Origin of the sequence: Nocardia flavorosea (genome assembly GCF_015477805.1) — a bacterium.
In the GTDB taxonomy this organism is placed as follows: domain Bacteria; phylum Actinomycetota; class Actinomycetes; order Mycobacteriales; family Mycobacteriaceae; genus Nocardia; species Nocardia flavorosea_A.
In genome coordinates this window covers 346,093-361,183 of record NZ_JADLQL010000006.1, presented here as the reverse complement: position 1 = coordinate 361,183, position 15,091 = coordinate 346,093, and the positions used below count along the sequence as shown (strand labels likewise).

Below are 15,091 nucleotides of genomic sequence, written 5' to 3'. Positions count from 1 at the left end.
CGCACTCCGCTCCCGGCGTGACGGGGTTATCCTGCCTGCTCGTAGGCTTTTTCGGCCGGGTGTTGCCGCAGGGGTGTCGAGCTGCGGTGGGGGTTTCCGGAAACTTGCCCGCAAGTATTGTGCTCTCACAAACCGAATGTCATCCTATTGGAAATTGAGAATGACATTTCCGCACTGAAAGCTGTGACAGCAGCACCGACTGGGACGGCATAGCCATCGGGTCGAACTCCACGGTCGCAGACCGCCATCGAACTCCGCAGCCGCAGACCCGAGCTGCCCGTCATGCCGCGGTTCGCACGCGAGCCGCCCCGCCCTCGGTGGAAGCGCGCGCCGGCGTATTCCACCGAGCGTCGAACGTTCGACAGGAGCACTGCGATGACGAATTCCTCGGCAGGCCGGCAACCGCGTCCGACGTCGTGAGGCCGGTATGACCATCCGAACGCCCCATCTGGTCCGGCTCCGAGACCGTTTCGAGGGCCCACTGCAGACAGTGGGCGGCCTGTTCGCGATGACCGCCGACGCGGTGCGTTTCGCCTTCCGCCGCCCCTTCCAGACCCGGGAATTCCTCGAACAGTCCTGGTTCATCGTGCGGGTCTCGCTGGTTCCCACGCTGCTGGTGGCGATTCCGTTCACCGTGCTGGTGAGCTTCACGTTGAATATCCTGTTGCGCGAGCTGGGCGCCGCGGACCTCTCCGGCGCCGGCGCCGCCTTCGGCGCGGTGACCCAGGTCGGCCCGATGGTCACGGTGCTGATCGTGGCGGGCTCCGGCGCCACGGCCATGTGCGCCGATCTGGGGTCGCGGACCATCCGTGAGGAGATCGCGGCCATGGAGGTACTCGGAATCGACCCGGTGCAGCGGTTGGTCACCCCGCGCATGCTGGCCTCCGGCCTGGTAGCACTCCTGCTGAACAACCTGGTCTGCATCATCGGGGTACTCGGCGGCTATGTGTTCTCGGTGTATGTCCAGGACGTGAATCCGGGCGCGTTCGTCGCCGGGATCACCCTGCTCACCGGTATCGACGAGGTCGTCATCTCATCGGTCAAAGCCCTGCTGTTCGGTCTGGTGGCCGGGATCGTCGCCTGCTATCGCGGGCTGATCGTCACCGGCGGCGCGAAAGCGGTGGGTAACGCGGTCAACGAAACCGTGGTCTATGCGTTCATGTCGCTGTTCGTCATCAATGTGATGGTCACGGCGATCGGCATCCAGTTGACGACCGGATGAGGGGAGGGGATTCGATGACGGCCTCCGAGGTTCTCACCACGCGGTACCCGTTACTGGTCCGCCGGCTGCGTAAACCGGTGGACGCACTCGGCCGGGTCGGCGATCACGCGATCTTCTATGTGAAGGCGCTGGCGTTCGCGCCGATGGCGGCCTGGCGTTACAAACGCGAAACGGTCCGGCTGATCGCGGAGATCAGTATGGGCGCGGGCACGCTGGCGGCATTCGGCGGCACGGTGGTGATCGTCAGCTTCCTGACCCTGGCGACCGGCGGCACGCTCGCCGTGCAGGGGTACAGCTCGCTCGGCGATATCGGCATCGAGGCGCTCACCGGGTTCCTGTCCGCCTTCATCAATGTCCGGATCTCCGCGCCGGTGGTCGCGGGGATCGGCCTGGCGGCCACCTTCGGCGCCGGGGTCACCGCGCAACTGGGCGCCATGCGGATCAACGAGGAGATCGACGCGCTGGAATCCATTGCGATCGAACCGATCGCATACCTGGTCGGCACCCGCATCATGGCCGGGATGATCGCGATCACCCCGCTCTACGCCATCGCCCTGATCGCCTCCTTCCTCGCCAGCCGGTTCACCACCGTGGTGATCCTGGGCCAGTCCTCGGGACTGTACGACCACTACTTCGCGACCTTCCTCAACCCGATCGACCTGCTCTGGTCGTTCCTGCAGGCGATTCTCATGGCGATCACGATCCTGTTGATCCACACCTACTTCGGGTTCTTCGCCGCCGGCGGGCCGTCGGGTGTGGGGACCGCGGTGGGCAATGCCGTGCGGACCTCGCTCATCGCGGTCGTCTCGGTCACGCTGCTGGTCTCGCTGGCGGTGTACGGATCCAACGGAAACTTCGAGTTGTCGGGGTAGGGATGGCGCTGGTGGGAAACGAGACACAACCGTGCGGGGCCGCGCCTGCGCCGCCGGACCTACCGGCGCCGCGGCGCGCCGCCCGGCACCGGAGCTGGGCCGGCCGGCTGAAACCGCTGGCCCGGCCCGCCGCGGGGCTCGCGGCGATCGCGGCAGGGACCGCGATCGTGGTACTCGCGGTGACTCTGTTCCGGGGCGGGTTCGCCGACACCGTCGCGGTGACCGTGCACGCACCGCGGGCCGGTCTGGTGATGTACCCCGATGCCGAGGTGAAACTGCGCGGGGTGACCGTCGGAGCCGTGGAATCGATTGTCGAACGCGCCGACGGCACCGCGGAGATCGAATTGGCCATCGACCGTGACAATGTCACCCGGATACCCGGCGATGTCACCGTGGACATCGCCGCCACCACGGTATTCGGGGCCAAGTACATCCAGTTGGTGCCGCCCGCCCGGCCGGGTACGGCCCATCTCGAGCCGGGGCAGGTGTTCGACGCCGAGAACGTGACGGTGGAGATCAATACCGTGTTCGAACAGCTCACCCAGGTACTGGGCGAGATCCAGCCGGAGAAGCTCAACGAAACCCTGGGGGCGCTGGCCACCGCGATGCGCGGGCGCGGTGACCGGGTGGGGCAGATGATGGTGGACCTGGAGGCGTTCCTGGCGAAGCTGGAGCCCGGTTTACCGGCCCTGCGCGCGGATCTGGCGATGGCGCCCGAGGTCACCCGGACCTACGCGGACGCAGCACCCGCCCTGCTCGAAACCGTGGGCAACGCGACCGAGCTGAGCCACACCGTAGTCTCCGAACAGCAGCAACTCGATGTGCTGCTGATGAGTCTGATCGGGCTCGCCGATACCGGCAACCGGGTGGTGGGGGCGGCCGGACCCGGCCTGGTGAGCGCCATGGAGGTCCTGGCGCCGACCACCGAGTTGACCGACCGCTATCACCAGGCGCTGACGTGCGCACTGGACGGATTGGCCTATCTGGCGCAGGTGGAACCGGTGAAGGTGCCCGGGATCGGGTTGTCGGCGAACTTCCTCTGGGGTGTCGAACCGTATCGCTACCCGGAGCATCTGCCGAAGGTCGCGGCATCGGGCGGTCCGCAGTGCTCGATGCTGCCCGTGGCCTACGAGGATTTCCCGCCGTTCGTGGTCACCGATGTCGGGGCCAACCCCCAGGCCGGGCCGTTCCGGTCCGGGCTCACGCTGAACACCGCCTCGCTCGCCGAAGCCCTGTTCGGGCCCGCCGCCGCGGGAAAGGAGGCACCCCGATGAACAACCGCAATACGCCGCTGCTGAAATTCGGTGTCTTCGCCGCGATCATGGTGGTGCTCTCGGCCTGCCTGATCATCGTTTTCGGCGAATACCGCAGCGGCTCCACCACCGAGTACTCGGCGGTTTTCGCCGATTCTTCCGGGCTGAGCACCGGGGATACGGTGCGGGTGGCAGGGGTTGTGGTGGGTTCGGTGCGCGGAGTCTCGCTGCGTGCGGATCACCGGGTGCGGGTGGAGTTCGATGCCGACCGCTCGCTGTCGCTGACCACCGGTACCGAGGTCGCGGTGCGGTACCTGAATCTGGTCGGCGACCGCTATCTGGAAATCACCGACCGTCCCGGCAACACGCTGCCCGCCGGCGGTGAAATACCGATAGCGAACACCACCGGCGCACTGGACCTGGACCTGCTGCTGGGCGGTCTGAAACCGGTGATCCAGGGCCTCGATGCCCGTGATGTCAACGCCCTGACCTGGTCACTACTGGAAATCGTGCAGGGGAAGGAGGACACCGTGAATTCCATCCTCGGCCGCACCGCCTCCTTCTCCGCGGCCTTGGCCGACAACAACGAAACCGTCGAGCAGTTGATCGACAATCTGAACACCGTGATGACCACCCTCGCCGACGAGGGCGGCCGGTTCACGGGACTGGTCGACCGGCTCGAACAACTCATCACCCAGCTCAGCAACGACCGCGACCCGATCGCGGCCGCCATCGATTCCCTGGAGGCAGGCACCGCCACCGTCGCCGATCTGCTGAACCAGGGCCGCACGCCGTTGGCCGGGACGATCGACCAGGTCAATCGGCTCGCCGCGAATATCGACGGCGACAAGGAAACACTCGATACCGCCCTGCAGAAGGCGCCGGAGAACTTCCGGAAACTGGTGCGCACCGGGGCCTACGGCAACTTCATCCAGTACTACCTGTGCGATTTGACGCTGCGGGTCAACGACCTGTCCGGTCAGGTCGTCGAGATACCGGCCGCCGTACAGACCGACGGAAGGTGCGCTCCCTGAGATGTTTCGATACCGCGGAAGACATCTACTGCGGCACGGTCTGGTCGGGATCGTGCTCATCCTCTGCGTCATCTCCCTCGGCCTGCAATCGCAGCAGGTGATTGCCTGGGGGACAACGGTCCGCTACCAGGCGGTGTTCGACGAAGCCGGCGGACTCGAGGCCGGTGACGAGGTGCACGTTTCGGGATTCAAGGTCGGCAGCGTCACCGAGGTGGGGCTCGACCGCGGTCAGGCCCGGGTGGTGTTCACCGTCGGCGATTCGGTCTCACTGGGCGCGGACACCACCGCGCAGATCAAAACGGGATCGCTGCTGGGCAAACGGATCATGACGCTGGTTTCGCACGGTGCCGAACCGCTGCGCCCGCTGGACACGATCCCGGTCGAACGCACGTCGTCGCCCTACTCGCTCACCGACGCGCTCGGCGACCTCACCACCACCAGCGCGGCGATGGACACCGATTCCCTGAACAGCTCACTGGATATGCTCTCCAGCACGCTGGATTCGATCGCACCGCAACTCGGCCCGGCCTTCGACGGACTGTCGGAGCTGTCGAAATCGATCAACAGCCGCAATACCGCGCTCGGCGAGCTGCTCACTGCCGCCCAGGAGGTCACCGGAATACTCGCTGATCGCAGCGAGCAGTTGAACACCATGCTGCTCAATGCGAACACGCTGGTCGGAATGCTCGACGAACGCCGCCGGGCGATCGCGACCCTGCTGGCCGATACGGCCGCCGTCGCCGACCAGCTCACCCAGCTGGTGGCCGATAACGAGGCGGAACTGGGGCCCGCACTGGACCGCTTGAACTCGGTGGCCGAGGTACTACAGCGCAACCGGGACAATATCGCCGAGGCGATACCGGGGCTCGCGAAAACCTCGCTCACCCAGGGGGAAGCCGTTTCGGGTGGGCCGTTCTACAACGCCTATGTCGCCAACCTCATCCCGGCCCAGTGGATCCGGCCGTTCGTGGACGCGGCGTTCGGCGGGTCGGTACCGCAACTGCAGCCCATACCGCAACCGGGAGCGCCACGATGAACCGGACACTGATCATCCGGCTGGCCGCGGGTGCCCTGGCCCTGGCGGTGCTGGCCGCCGCGTTCGTCGTGGTGCACCGCGCGGTGCTCGCGCCGGCCACCGTGCGCGCGATCTTCACCACCGCGACCGCGATCTACCCCGGCGACGATGTGCGGGTCTCGGGCGTGAAGATCGGCACCATCGCCGCCATCGAACCCCGCGGTACCGCCGTGGAAATGACAATGCATATCGACCGCGGCGTGGATATCCCGGCCGACGCCGGTGCGGTGATCGTCGCGCAGAGCCTGGTGGACTCCCGCTACGTCCAGCTCACCCCCGCCTATCGCGGGGACGGGCCGATAATGGCCGACGATACGGTGATCCCGCTGGAACGCACCGCGATCCCGGTCGAATGGGACCAGATCAAAACCCAGCTCACCCGGCTGGCCACCGAACTCGGGCCCGACGGCGACCGGACCTCCGGCCCGGCCGGGCGGTTCATCGACAGCGCCGCCGACGCACTGGCCGGTAACGGCGGCAAACTGCGGCAGGTGCTGTCGCAGTTGTCGGGAGTCGGGCGCATCCTGGCCGCCGGTAGCGGTGATATCGCCTCGACCATCGCGAACCTGCAGACCTTCGTCACCGCACTACGCGACAGCAATGTGCAGATCATGCAGTTCCAGAACCGGCTGGCGACCCTGAGCAGTGTTCTCTCCGACAGCCGCTCCGACCTCGACGCGGCACTGGCCAACCTGTCCATCGCGGTGGGCGAGGTGCAGCGCTTCGTCGCGGAGAACCGGGACAAGGCCGCCGAGCAGGTCGGCCGGTTGGCCGACGTCACCCAGAACCTGGTGAACAACCGCGGCGAACTCGAGGAACTACTGCATGTCTTCCCGACCAGCCTGGCCAACTTCTACAACATCTACAACCCTGATACCGGCACCGAAGCAGGGGTTTTCGTGCTGAACAACTTCTCCAATCCGATCGAATTCGTCTGCGGTGGAATCGCCAGCGTGGAAAATATCGGCGCCGAGGAAGCGGCGCGGAAATGCCGCGACTACCTAGGGCCGGTGCTCGGGCTGTTGAATTTCAACTACCTGCCGGTCCCGGTGAATCCGGTCCTGGGGCCCTCGGCGAATCCGGACAACGTCATCTACAGCGAGCCGCATCTGGCTCCACCGGCGCCTGCTGCCTCGGCCGCGCCCGGCCCGCCGCCACCCGGCCCGCCGGTGCCCTCGCTTCCGGACATCCTCTTTCCCGGCGGGCGGTGATCACATGGCGAAATCACGACGGAACAAGTCGGTGCGCACCACGATGCTCGGCTGCGCGTGCGTGGCGTTGACGGTCACCGGTTGCCACTGGAACGGCGTCAATTCGCTACCGTTACCGGGCGCCACCGGCCGCGGCCCCGACGCCACCGTGCTGTACGTGGAAATGTCCGATGTCGGCACGCTCACCCCGAATTCGCCGGTGCTCATCGACGATGTGGTGGTTGGCAGTATCGGCGATATCACGGTGGAGAACTGGCATGCGCTGGTGGAGGTGTCCATCGAACCCGGTCAGGTCATACCGGGGAATGCGCAGGCCCGGGTCGGGCAAACGAGCTTGCTCGGCTCGATGCACCTGGCGCTCGACCCGCCGCCCGGGGAACCACCGCAGGGCCGGCTGGAACCCGGGGCGCGGATCGAACTCGGCGACACCGCCACCTACCCGTCGACGGAGCAGACGCTCGCCGCGCTGTCGGTGGTGGTCAACGGGGGTGGACTGGGACAGATCGGCGATATCGTCGGCAGTCTCAGCGCCGCTTTCGAAGGACGTGAGACGAATATCCGGGCCCTGCTGGACCGCCTCGACATCTTCCTGGGCACTCTCGACGCGCAGCGCGCCGATATCGTCGCCACAATCGACGGCCTGAACCGGCTCGGCGGCACCTTCGCCGCGCAGCGCGATGTCCTCACCCAGGCCCTGCACAAGATCCCGCCGGCCTTGGATGTCCTCATCGCCGAACGACCCGATCTGGTCACCGCACTGGACCGGCTGCGCGCCTTCAGCGATACCGCCAACGGGGTCCTCACCGCGGCGCACGACGATCTGCTCACCAATCTGCGCAATCTGGAGCCCACTTTGAAGGCGCTCGCGGATGTGGGGCCGGATATCAATTCGGCGATCCAATTCGCGACGGTGTTCCCCTACGGGCAGTACCTGGTCGACAACGGGGTCCGGGGCGATTTCATCAATCTGTTCGCCACCGTGGACCTCACCATTCCCCGGCTGCGGCGGGAACTGCTGCTGGGCACACCGTGGGGCGATCCGACCGCGGTCATCCAGGCCGCTGTCGGCGATCCAGGTTATGCCGAGCAGACCAGGAACCCACTCGGTTTCGGTATCGCCCCGCCACCGGCCACCGCACCCACCCCGGCCCCACCGGCACCTGCCCCGGCTCCTGCACCGCCGCCTGCCCCAGCACCCCCGCCGGCTCCGGCACCGGGTCTGCCGTTCCCGTTGCCGGAAATCCAGCTACCTCGGATTCCCGGGATCGGAGGCGGCTGATGCTGCTGTCCCGTTTCGTCAAAGCCCAGCTGGTCATCTTCAGTGTGCTATCGGTGATCGGGCTGGTCGTGATGTCGGTGATGTACATGCGCCTGCCGACCCTCGCCGGTATCGGCACCATCGCGGTGACCGTGGAACTGCCGGAGGCCGGCGGCCTGTACCGGTTCGGCAATGTGACCTACCGGGGTATCCGGGTCGGGAAGGTCACCGAGGTCGAACTGGCCGGCGACGGGGTCCGCGCCACCCTCGCGATCGACGGTTCCTACCGGATACCCACCGATCTGACCGCCGAAGTGCGCAGCGTATCCGCGGTCGGCGAACAGTACGTCGACCTGCTGCCCCGCACCGATTCCCCGCCCTACCTCTACGACGGCGCCACCATCGAACGCCGCGATACCGCCGTGCCGCAGCCGGTGGGCCCGATGCTGGACGAACTCAGCGCCCTCGTGGACACGATTCCCGAGGACGATCTGCGCCGCCTCCTCGACGAGATGTTCGCCGGTGTCAACGGCGCGAGCTACGACCTCGATTCGCTGCTCACCTCCGCCGAGAAACTGACCGCCGAGATGAACGGCGTCGGCGATGCCGCCAGAACCCTGGTCCAGGACGCACAACCACTACTCGACTCCCAGGTGCAGACCGCCGACGCGATCCGCATCTGGACCCGCGCCACCGCGGACGTGACGGGACAGCTCGTAGCCAACGATCCGCAGATCCGCACAGTGCTGCATTCCGGTCCGGCTTTCGCCGACGAGGTAGCGGCGCTACTGGATTCGGTGGACCTGACCCTGCCGGTGCTGCTGTCCAACCTGACCTCGGTCGGGCAGCTCGGCGTCACCTACAACGCCGGCCTCGAACAGTTACTGGTCCTGCTCCCGCCCGTGGTTTCGCTGGTCCAGGCCGTCCAGCCGACCAAGAATGCCTCCGGCCTGGGTATCGGTGATTTCCGGGTGAGCGGCGTCTCCGACCCGCCGGCCTGTACCGTCGGATTCCTGCCACCCTCAGAGTGGCGCTCCCCGCAGGACACCACCACCATCGACACCCCCGACAACCTGTACTGCAAACTGCCGCAGGACCATCCGGTCGGAGTCCGCGGTGCGCGCAATATCCCCTGCGCCAACGATCCGACCAAACGCGCGCCGACCGCGGCGATCTGCAACAGCGACCAGGAATACGTGCCGGTCGCACCCGAACAGCCCGTGGTCGGCCCGTATCCCCGCGACCCCGAACTGGAAAGCCAGGGCATCCCGCCGGATTCGCGTTTCGACCCGCCCCCCGGCAACGCCCCCGCAGCCGCGACCGACCCCGCCCCGGCCGCCGCGCCCGCGGTCGCCTACGCCCAATACGACCCGGACACCGGTGAATACCTGGCCCCGGACGGACAGCTGTACCGCCAGACCGATCTGGTGGCCGACAGCCACGGCAGCTGGGAGGACATGCTCCCGCACTGAGTCCGGATCCCGCTCACACAGCGGAATCCAGCGATTCAGATGTCATGCGTAGCAGTTCCCGGGAAATCACCGGGTTGGCGGCGATGGTGTGCCGGGCCCGCATACTGTGGTCCGTGCCGTCGGAATCGGTAACCACCGCGCCGCTCTCCCTGGCAATGACCACTCCGGCTGCCATATCCCACGGCTTGTTGGACAAGATTACGCAGCCGTCCGTTCGGCCTTCCGCCACCCACGCCAGATCCAGCGCTGCGGAGCCGAACATCCGTACGCGTTCCACGACCGCGGCCAGGTGTTGAGTGAGCGCAAACCGCGCACGGTTCGTAGCGGCAGCGTCGGCCCCGACCGCGTAGTCACCGATCGAGACGATGGCCTCACCGATACGCCGTGCCCTACCCGTGGTGATGAGCTGGTCATCGACGTAGGCGCCGAGACCTTCGGCGGCGTAGTACTCGAGACCGAGGAAGGGCGCACGGATCACGCCCACCCTCGGCCGCCCCTCGCGAACCAGCGCCAGGGAAACAGCGCAGAGCGGTAGACCGTGAATATAGTTCGAGGTTCCGTCTATGGGGTCGAGTATCCACAGCGGCCCCTCCTCCAGTGCAGCGGCTCGGTTGCTACTCGACTCCTCGCCGAGAAATTCGATATGCGGTGTAGCGGCATTCAGGTGCATCTGAACTGTCCGCTGGACTTCCAGGTCCAATTCGGTGACGTAGTCACGCTCGCCCTTCGCGTGCACTGCCCCCGGTACAGCGCTCGCCAGCAGCGCGGCCCCCTCCGCGACCGCGGCGCGGGCAATCGTCAGCAACGCGGTGAGTTCGGGTGCGGTCACGAACCGTGATCCTTTCCTCGGGCCCAGATATCTTCGAAGACGCTGGCGAATGTATCGAATATCCCGGCTGCTTCGGCCTTGCGCGCAACGAAAGTGGGTGATTCGAGACCGCGCGCTGCCGGTAGATAGGGTTGTACGACACACAGCGATGAGTCGACAATGACGATATTGAATCGGGCAGTTTCGTCATACACCCGAATATGTAACGAACCAGCTTCTGTCGGACGGGTATTATCCCGAATCCGCTGCAGCGCTCTGATGTTCAATGCGGTCAAGCTCGACAAGGTGCCCGGCACCTGCCCTTCTTCGGCTTCACGCCGCGATATCTCTTCCCCTCCGGGAGCGAGGAAAAGGCACCTCATCGTGGTTCCGGACTCGATGAGCCGGACGATCTCACGGTCGGAGTGCTGCTGGCACAGCATGTTCAGGGATATGCCGACCATGTCTATGGTTGTGGCGCTACCGAACAACTGCTGCGGCGGCATGTCCCGGGCGAAGGCGATACGGCTGGCAAATACGGATTCGACATCGGCGGTACGGTGGACGGGCTGTCCGGGAGCCGGGAGAACCTCGGACCGGTGGTGCTTTGCTGAAATACCAGCGACCGCACCATCGTATGGCCTGAACAACTCGTCGACGGACCTGTCCGGAAACATCGACTGTAGGACGCGACAGTGGTGGGGATAAGGCAACCCGGCGATCTCCCCGGATAGCCACCGGTAGAACTGCGCTTTCTTGGGGCCACATCCGACCAGCGTGGAGTCGACCTTTATCGCATGGCGATCGTACTCTCGGTTGAAGGCGGACGGCGTTTGGATATGGCGTTCCCGCAACAGTACTTTCAGAACCGCCCGAGCTGCCGTGGTGCCCGGGTTCGAGCATGCGGAAATGATTCGCAGCTTGATCACCGATCTGGCCGTCCTCATTACGCCGATGCAGGTGTATCCCTTCGGCTACCAGTGGCCGCAACCGAAACCGGAGGGCGGCATCCGATGACTATCTGGGATCTTTCGCTGGTTGCCCTGGCGCTCGCCCTGGCCGGCCTCACTGTCGTCCTGGCCTTGCCGCCGCGGGAGGATGAACCGGCCGATGCTGAACCTGACCAGTCGCCGCAACCGGGAGGAATGTTGCCGAACGGCGACCAGGACGGTACCGACCTGCCGGGGTCCTCTCCTGCATTCGGCCCGTTCCGTCGCTGTCAGCTGCGGGGCAGGCCGAGGATGCGCTGGGCGATGATATTGCGCTGGATTTCGGAGGTGCCGCCCGCGATGGTTCCGGAGAAGCTGCGCAGATAGCGTTCGAACCAGCTCGGTGCGTGGTCTTCCAGGTTGAGCAGGCTGTGCCGGGAGGTGACCGTGGGATGTTCGAGTCCTTCGGCGCCGGCGGCATCGAGGGCGGCTTCCAGACCGCGCTGCACACTCTCGGAACCCAGTAGCTTCAGTACCGAAAGTGCGGCCACATCCGCTTCGCCGCGGGATTCTTTGGCCAGTGCCGTCGAACCGAGCAGTTCGAGTGCCTGCAGATCCATGACCACGCCGGCGAAACGGTCGATTTCGAGTTCGGTGCGTGGCCGGAAATCCTGTACCAGCATGCGCAGGCGTTGCGCGAAACTCATCCACAGCAGGGTGCGTTCGTGGCCGAGCGAGCCGGTGGCCACCGTCCAGCCCCGGTTCAGTTCGCCGACCAGGTTCTCCACCGGGATCCGGGCGCCTTCGAAGAACACCTCGTTGAAGTCCATATCGTCGCCGGCGCAGGCCGAGGCGAACGGGCGGCGGCGGACGCCGGGCGTATCGGTGGGGATCAGCAGGACCGAGATGCCCTTGTGTTTGGGGGCGTCCGGGTCGGTGCGGACGAAGGTGAGGATCACATCGGAGTCGTGGGCGCCCGAGGTCCAGACCTTCTGGCCGTTGACGACGAAATGGTCACCATCGCGGGCCGCGCGGGTGCGCAGGCCGGCCAGATCCGAACCGGCGCCGGGTTCGCTCATTCCGAGGGCGGCGGGCATTTCTCCGCGCAGGATCGGTACGGCCCAGCGCTGCTGCTGTTCGGGAGTACCGAAGGTGATGAGGGAGGCGGCGATGATGCCCTGTCCCTGCGGGTTGCAGCTTTCGTAGATCTTGCGGCGCCCGAGTTCTTCCCGGTGCACGTACTGCTGCAGAACCGTGGCATTGCGGCCACCGAATTCGGGTGGATATCCGGGGACCAGCCAGCCGTGGTCGAACTGCGTGCTCTGCCAGGCGCGTGACCATGCGGGCACGTGCGAGCTCGACTGCGGGCGCTCGGTGGCGACCGCCTCGGGCGGCAGATGCTCGTCGAGGAACGCGATGAACTCGGCGCGGAACTCTTCCACGTCCTCGTCGAAAGTCAGCTGCACTGTGTGCCTCCTTTGATCGAATATGAGAATACCATTCTCGCAACCGGATATTCTAGTTTCCGCGGTCGGTAGCCGGGCCGGGCAACGGGTCCACTCCGGTGGTTCCCGCCGCGGTACGAGTGAGCGGCCGGCGCGCGATCGCGCGGGCCGATCGACGGATACGGCAATCGGAGGTACGGCCATGCGGAGTACCGGTAGCGGGCTGACCCTGCAGCAGCGGATCGATGCGCGTTCGGTGCGCACCACCGAACTGTTCGGCAGTGCGCAGGTGCAGCGTTTCCTGGATGCGGCGCGCGCGCTGATCACCCAGCGGGGCAGTACCGATTTCACCATGCACGAGGTGGTCGACGAGGCGGGTCAATCGCTGCGCAGCTTCTATCTGCTCTTCGACGGGAAGCACGAATTGCTGCTGGCTCTCTACGAGGAGGCGATTGCCAAGGTGGCCGGTCAGATCCGCGAAGCTATCGGAAACGGTGCCGATCCGCTGGACAAACTCCGCACGGCCGTGGAACTGCTGTTCGAGTTCTGCCGGCCCGACCCCGGCGCGCATCGGCCGCTGTTCACCGAATTCGCACCCCGGTTGCTGATGTCGGATCCGATCGAGATCCAGGTCGCGCACGCGTCGCTGTTCGAATTGCTCGCCGATCTGGCGGGTGCCGCCGAGGTCGCGGGGTACGTGCGCGCGGGGACGCGTCCGCGGCGGCTCGCGGCCATGACGCTGCAAACGGTGATGTTCGTGGCGCAGGGGGCCCGATCCGATGACGGTGCCCATCCGATCACTGCGACGGAAGTGTGGAACTTGTGTGCGTTCGGTGTGCTGAGCGGGGGTGTGCGGCGGTGAGTGCGGTACGGACCGGCCGGTTGGTCGATTCGGGCTGCCAGGCCAGCGGATATGATATTCTCTGTTTCCGAGAATATCGGTATCACTACCGGCTGGGCGCTGTATCGCGGCGCCCGGCATTCAGGAAGTAGTCGTATGAGTATTTCGCTACTGCTGGATATGGCGGCGTCGAACAATCCCGATCGGGCGGCCGTCGTATCGGGCGAATCGCGGTGGAACAGCGCCGAACTGGATGCGCTGGCCCACGGGGGAGCGGGCGCGATCGCCGGCTCGGGTGCCCGCAGTGTCGCGTACGTGGGTACGGGCGGAACGCTCCTGCCGCTGCTGATCTTCGCCTCGGCCCGGGCCGGTGTGCCGTTCACGCCGCTGAACTACCGCCTCGGCGGCGATAAACTCGCCGAACTGATCCGCCGGCTCGACGCACCCCTGGTGATCCACGACGACGCCTACACCGGCGCCGTAACCGGCACCGCCGAACTGCTGTGGGATTCGGCGCGTTTCCTGGCAGCCGCCCGCGATACCGAACCGGCCGGCACCGAACCCGACCCCGATTCGCCCGCCGTCGCCCTGTTCACCTCCGGGACCACCTCGCAGCCCAAAGCGGTCGAACTGTCGCACAACAACCTGGTCAGCTATATCACCGGCACGGTGGAATTCGCCTCCGCCGCGGACGACGACGTCTCGCTGATCTGCGTCCCGCCCTACCACGTCGCCGGGGTGGGGGCCGCGCTCTCGAACCTCTACGCCGGCCGAAAAATGGTCTACCTGCGCAGTTTCGATCCGCGCGAATGGATCCGGCTCGTCGAGACCGAACGGGTCACCACCGCGACCGTGGTCCCGACCATGCTGGACCGGATCGTCGGCGCGTTGAAAGCCACCGGATCGGGCCTGCCGACCCTGCGCACGCTGGCCTACGGCGGCTCCAAAGTCGCGCTGCCGCTGGTGCGGACCGCGCTGGAGTTGCTGCCGGAAGTCGGCTTCGTCAATGCCTACGGGCTCACCGAAACCAGTTCGACCATCGCCGTACTCGGCCCCGACGACCACCGGGCAGCGCTCGGCTCCGGCGACGAGAAGGTGGCGCGCCGGCTCGGTTCGGTCGGGCAGCCGGTACCCGGGATCGAGGTGCAGATCCGCGACGAGACCGGCGCGGTTCTGCCGGCCGAGGTCGCCGGGGAACTGTTTGTCCGCGGTCCACAGGTATCCGGGCGGTACACCGGGATCGGTTCGGTACTCGACGCCCAGGGCTGGTTCCCGACCAGGGACCTCGCCGTACTCGACGCCGACGGCTACCTGTTCATCCACGGCCGCAGCGACGACACCATCATCCGCGGCGGTGAGAACATCGCACCCGCCGAAATCGAGGACGTGCTGGTGGAACATCCGGCCGTGCACGATTGCGCGGTCGTGGGCGTCGAGGACGCCGAATGGGGGCAGATCATCGTCGCGGTCGTGGTACCCGCCGAACCCGGCCGGACGCCGGACCCCGAAGAGCTGCGCGGCTATGTCCGCTCCGGACTACGCGGTTCGCGCACCCCCGACCGCGTGGTGTTCCGCAATGAACTACCCGCCACCCCGACCGGGAAGATCCTGCGGCGCGAAATCGTCGCCGAACTCACCCGCGAAACCGCCGGCGCGTAGCCGCCGCACGCG

Annotated in this window: 13 protein-coding genes; 10 read left to right on the top strand and 3 right to left on the bottom strand. The window is 66.3% G+C overall.

What is annotated here, in order from left to right; translation table 11 throughout:
- Window positions 1-427: 427 nt before the first annotated feature.
- Genes IU448_RS25665 through IU448_RS25630 form a run of 8 tightly spaced genes read left to right on the top strand, consistent with a single transcriptional unit; the run spans window position 428 to window position 9,397 of the window.
- A complete protein-coding gene (locus IU448_RS25665; protein ID WP_195058250.1) occupies window positions 428-1,222 on the top strand; it encodes an MlaE family ABC transporter permease in 795 nt (264 codons plus the stop codon).
- Window positions 1,223-1,236: 14 nt separating this feature from the next.
- Window positions 1,237-2,094: an MlaE family ABC transporter permease gene (locus IU448_RS25660; protein ID WP_195058249.1), complete on the top strand. Its 858-nt coding sequence runs from the start codon at window positions 1,237-1,239 to the stop codon at window positions 2,092-2,094.
- An 11-nt stretch (window positions 2,095-2,105) separates the two neighbouring features.
- Window positions 2,106-3,368 (top strand): MCE family protein, encoded by a 1,263-nt coding sequence (locus tag IU448_RS25655; RefSeq protein WP_324188717.1) that lies wholly within the window; start codon window positions 2,106-2,108, stop codon window positions 3,366-3,368.
- The gene (locus IU448_RS25650; RefSeq protein WP_195058247.1) at window positions 3,365-4,381 is read left to right on the top strand and encodes an MCE family protein; all 1,017 of its coding nucleotides are present in this window, start codon (window positions 3,365-3,367) and stop codon (window positions 4,379-4,381) included. The genes IU448_RS25655 and IU448_RS25650 overlap by 4 nt, the downstream gene beginning before the upstream one ends.
- Before the next feature lies 1 nt (window position 4,382).
- On the top strand, window positions 4,383-5,417 hold the full coding sequence (locus IU448_RS25645) for an MCE family protein (protein ID WP_195058246.1): 1,035 nt from the start codon (window positions 4,383-4,385) through the stop codon (window positions 5,415-5,417).
- Window positions 5,414-6,667 (top strand): MCE family protein, encoded by a 1,254-nt coding sequence (locus IU448_RS25640; RefSeq protein WP_195058245.1) that lies wholly within the window; start codon window positions 5,414-5,416, stop codon window positions 6,665-6,667. The genes IU448_RS25645 and IU448_RS25640 overlap by 4 nt, the downstream gene beginning before the upstream one ends.
- Before the next feature lie 4 nt (window positions 6,668-6,671).
- Entirely contained in the window at window positions 6,672-7,946 is a 1,275-nt protein-coding gene (locus tag IU448_RS25635; protein ID WP_228814223.1) for an MCE family protein, read from the top strand.
- A gap of 2 nt (window positions 7,947-7,948) precedes the next feature.
- Window positions 7,949-9,397, top strand: coding sequence for an MCE family protein (locus IU448_RS25630; protein ID WP_195058339.1), 1,449 nt, complete (start codon window positions 7,949-7,951; stop codon window positions 9,395-9,397).
- A gap of 13 nt (window positions 9,398-9,410) precedes the next feature.
- Here the strand turns inward: IU448_RS25630 and IU448_RS25625 are convergent, their stop codons facing one another.
- The 3 genes from IU448_RS25625 to IU448_RS25615 all read right to left on the bottom strand — a co-directional run bounded on the left by IU448_RS25625 (window position 9,411) and on the right by IU448_RS25615 (window position 12,600).
- The gene (locus tag IU448_RS25625) at window positions 9,411-10,226 is read right to left on the bottom strand and encodes an inositol monophosphatase family protein (protein ID WP_195058244.1); all 816 of its coding nucleotides are present in this window, start codon (window positions 10,224-10,226) and stop codon (window positions 9,411-9,413) included.
- Window positions 10,223-11,134 (bottom strand): DUF5919 domain-containing protein, encoded by a 912-nt coding sequence (locus IU448_RS25620; RefSeq protein WP_280458066.1) that lies wholly within the window; start codon window positions 11,132-11,134, stop codon window positions 10,223-10,225. The genes IU448_RS25625 and IU448_RS25620 overlap by 4 nt, the downstream gene beginning before the upstream one ends.
- Window positions 11,135-11,424: 290 nt before the next feature.
- Window positions 11,425-12,600: an acyl-CoA dehydrogenase family protein gene (locus tag IU448_RS25615; protein WP_195058243.1), complete on the bottom strand. Its 1,176-nt coding sequence runs from the start codon at window positions 12,598-12,600 to the stop codon at window positions 11,425-11,427.
- Between the two features lie 181 nt (window positions 12,601-12,781).
- On the opposite strand from IU448_RS25615, the gene IU448_RS25610 reads away from it, so the two are divergent.
- On the top strand, window positions 12,782-13,441 hold the full coding sequence (locus IU448_RS25610; RefSeq protein ID WP_195058242.1) for a TetR/AcrR family transcriptional regulator: 660 nt from the start codon (window positions 12,782-12,784) through the stop codon (window positions 13,439-13,441).
- 135 nt (window positions 13,442-13,576) lie between these two features.
- Window positions 13,577-15,079: a class I adenylate-forming enzyme family protein gene (locus tag IU448_RS25605; RefSeq protein WP_195058241.1), complete on the top strand. Its 1,503-nt coding sequence runs from the start codon at window positions 13,577-13,579 to the stop codon at window positions 15,077-15,079.
- Window positions 15,080-15,091 lie beyond the last annotated feature (12 nt).

Bases quoted from the DNA above. Each gene is read 5' to 3' on its own strand.
- IU448_RS25660 (WP_195058249.1), top strand. From the start codon at position 1,237: ATGACGGCCTCCGAGGTTCTCACCACGCGGTACCCGTTACTGGTCCGC.
- IU448_RS25605 (WP_195058241.1), top strand. From the start codon at position 13,577: ATGAGTATTTCGCTACTGCTGGATATGGCGGCGTCGAACAATCCCGAT.
- IU448_RS25665 (WP_195058250.1), top strand. From the start codon at position 428: ATGACCATCCGAACGCCCCATCTGGTCCGGCTCCGAGACCGTTTCGAG.
- IU448_RS25610 (WP_195058242.1), top strand. From the start codon at position 12,782: ATGCGGAGTACCGGTAGCGGGCTGACCCTGCAGCAGCGGATCGATGCG.
- IU448_RS25640 (WP_195058245.1), top strand. From the start codon at position 5,414: ATGAACCGGACACTGATCATCCGGCTGGCCGCGGGTGCCCTGGCCCTG.
- IU448_RS25635 (WP_228814223.1), top strand. From the start codon at position 6,672: ATGGCGAAATCACGACGGAACAAGTCGGTGCGCACCACGATGCTCGGC.
- IU448_RS25650 (WP_195058247.1), top strand. From the start codon at position 3,365: ATGAACAACCGCAATACGCCGCTGCTGAAATTCGGTGTCTTCGCCGCG.
- IU448_RS25645 (WP_195058246.1), top strand. From the start codon at position 4,383: ATGTTTCGATACCGCGGAAGACATCTACTGCGGCACGGTCTGGTCGGG.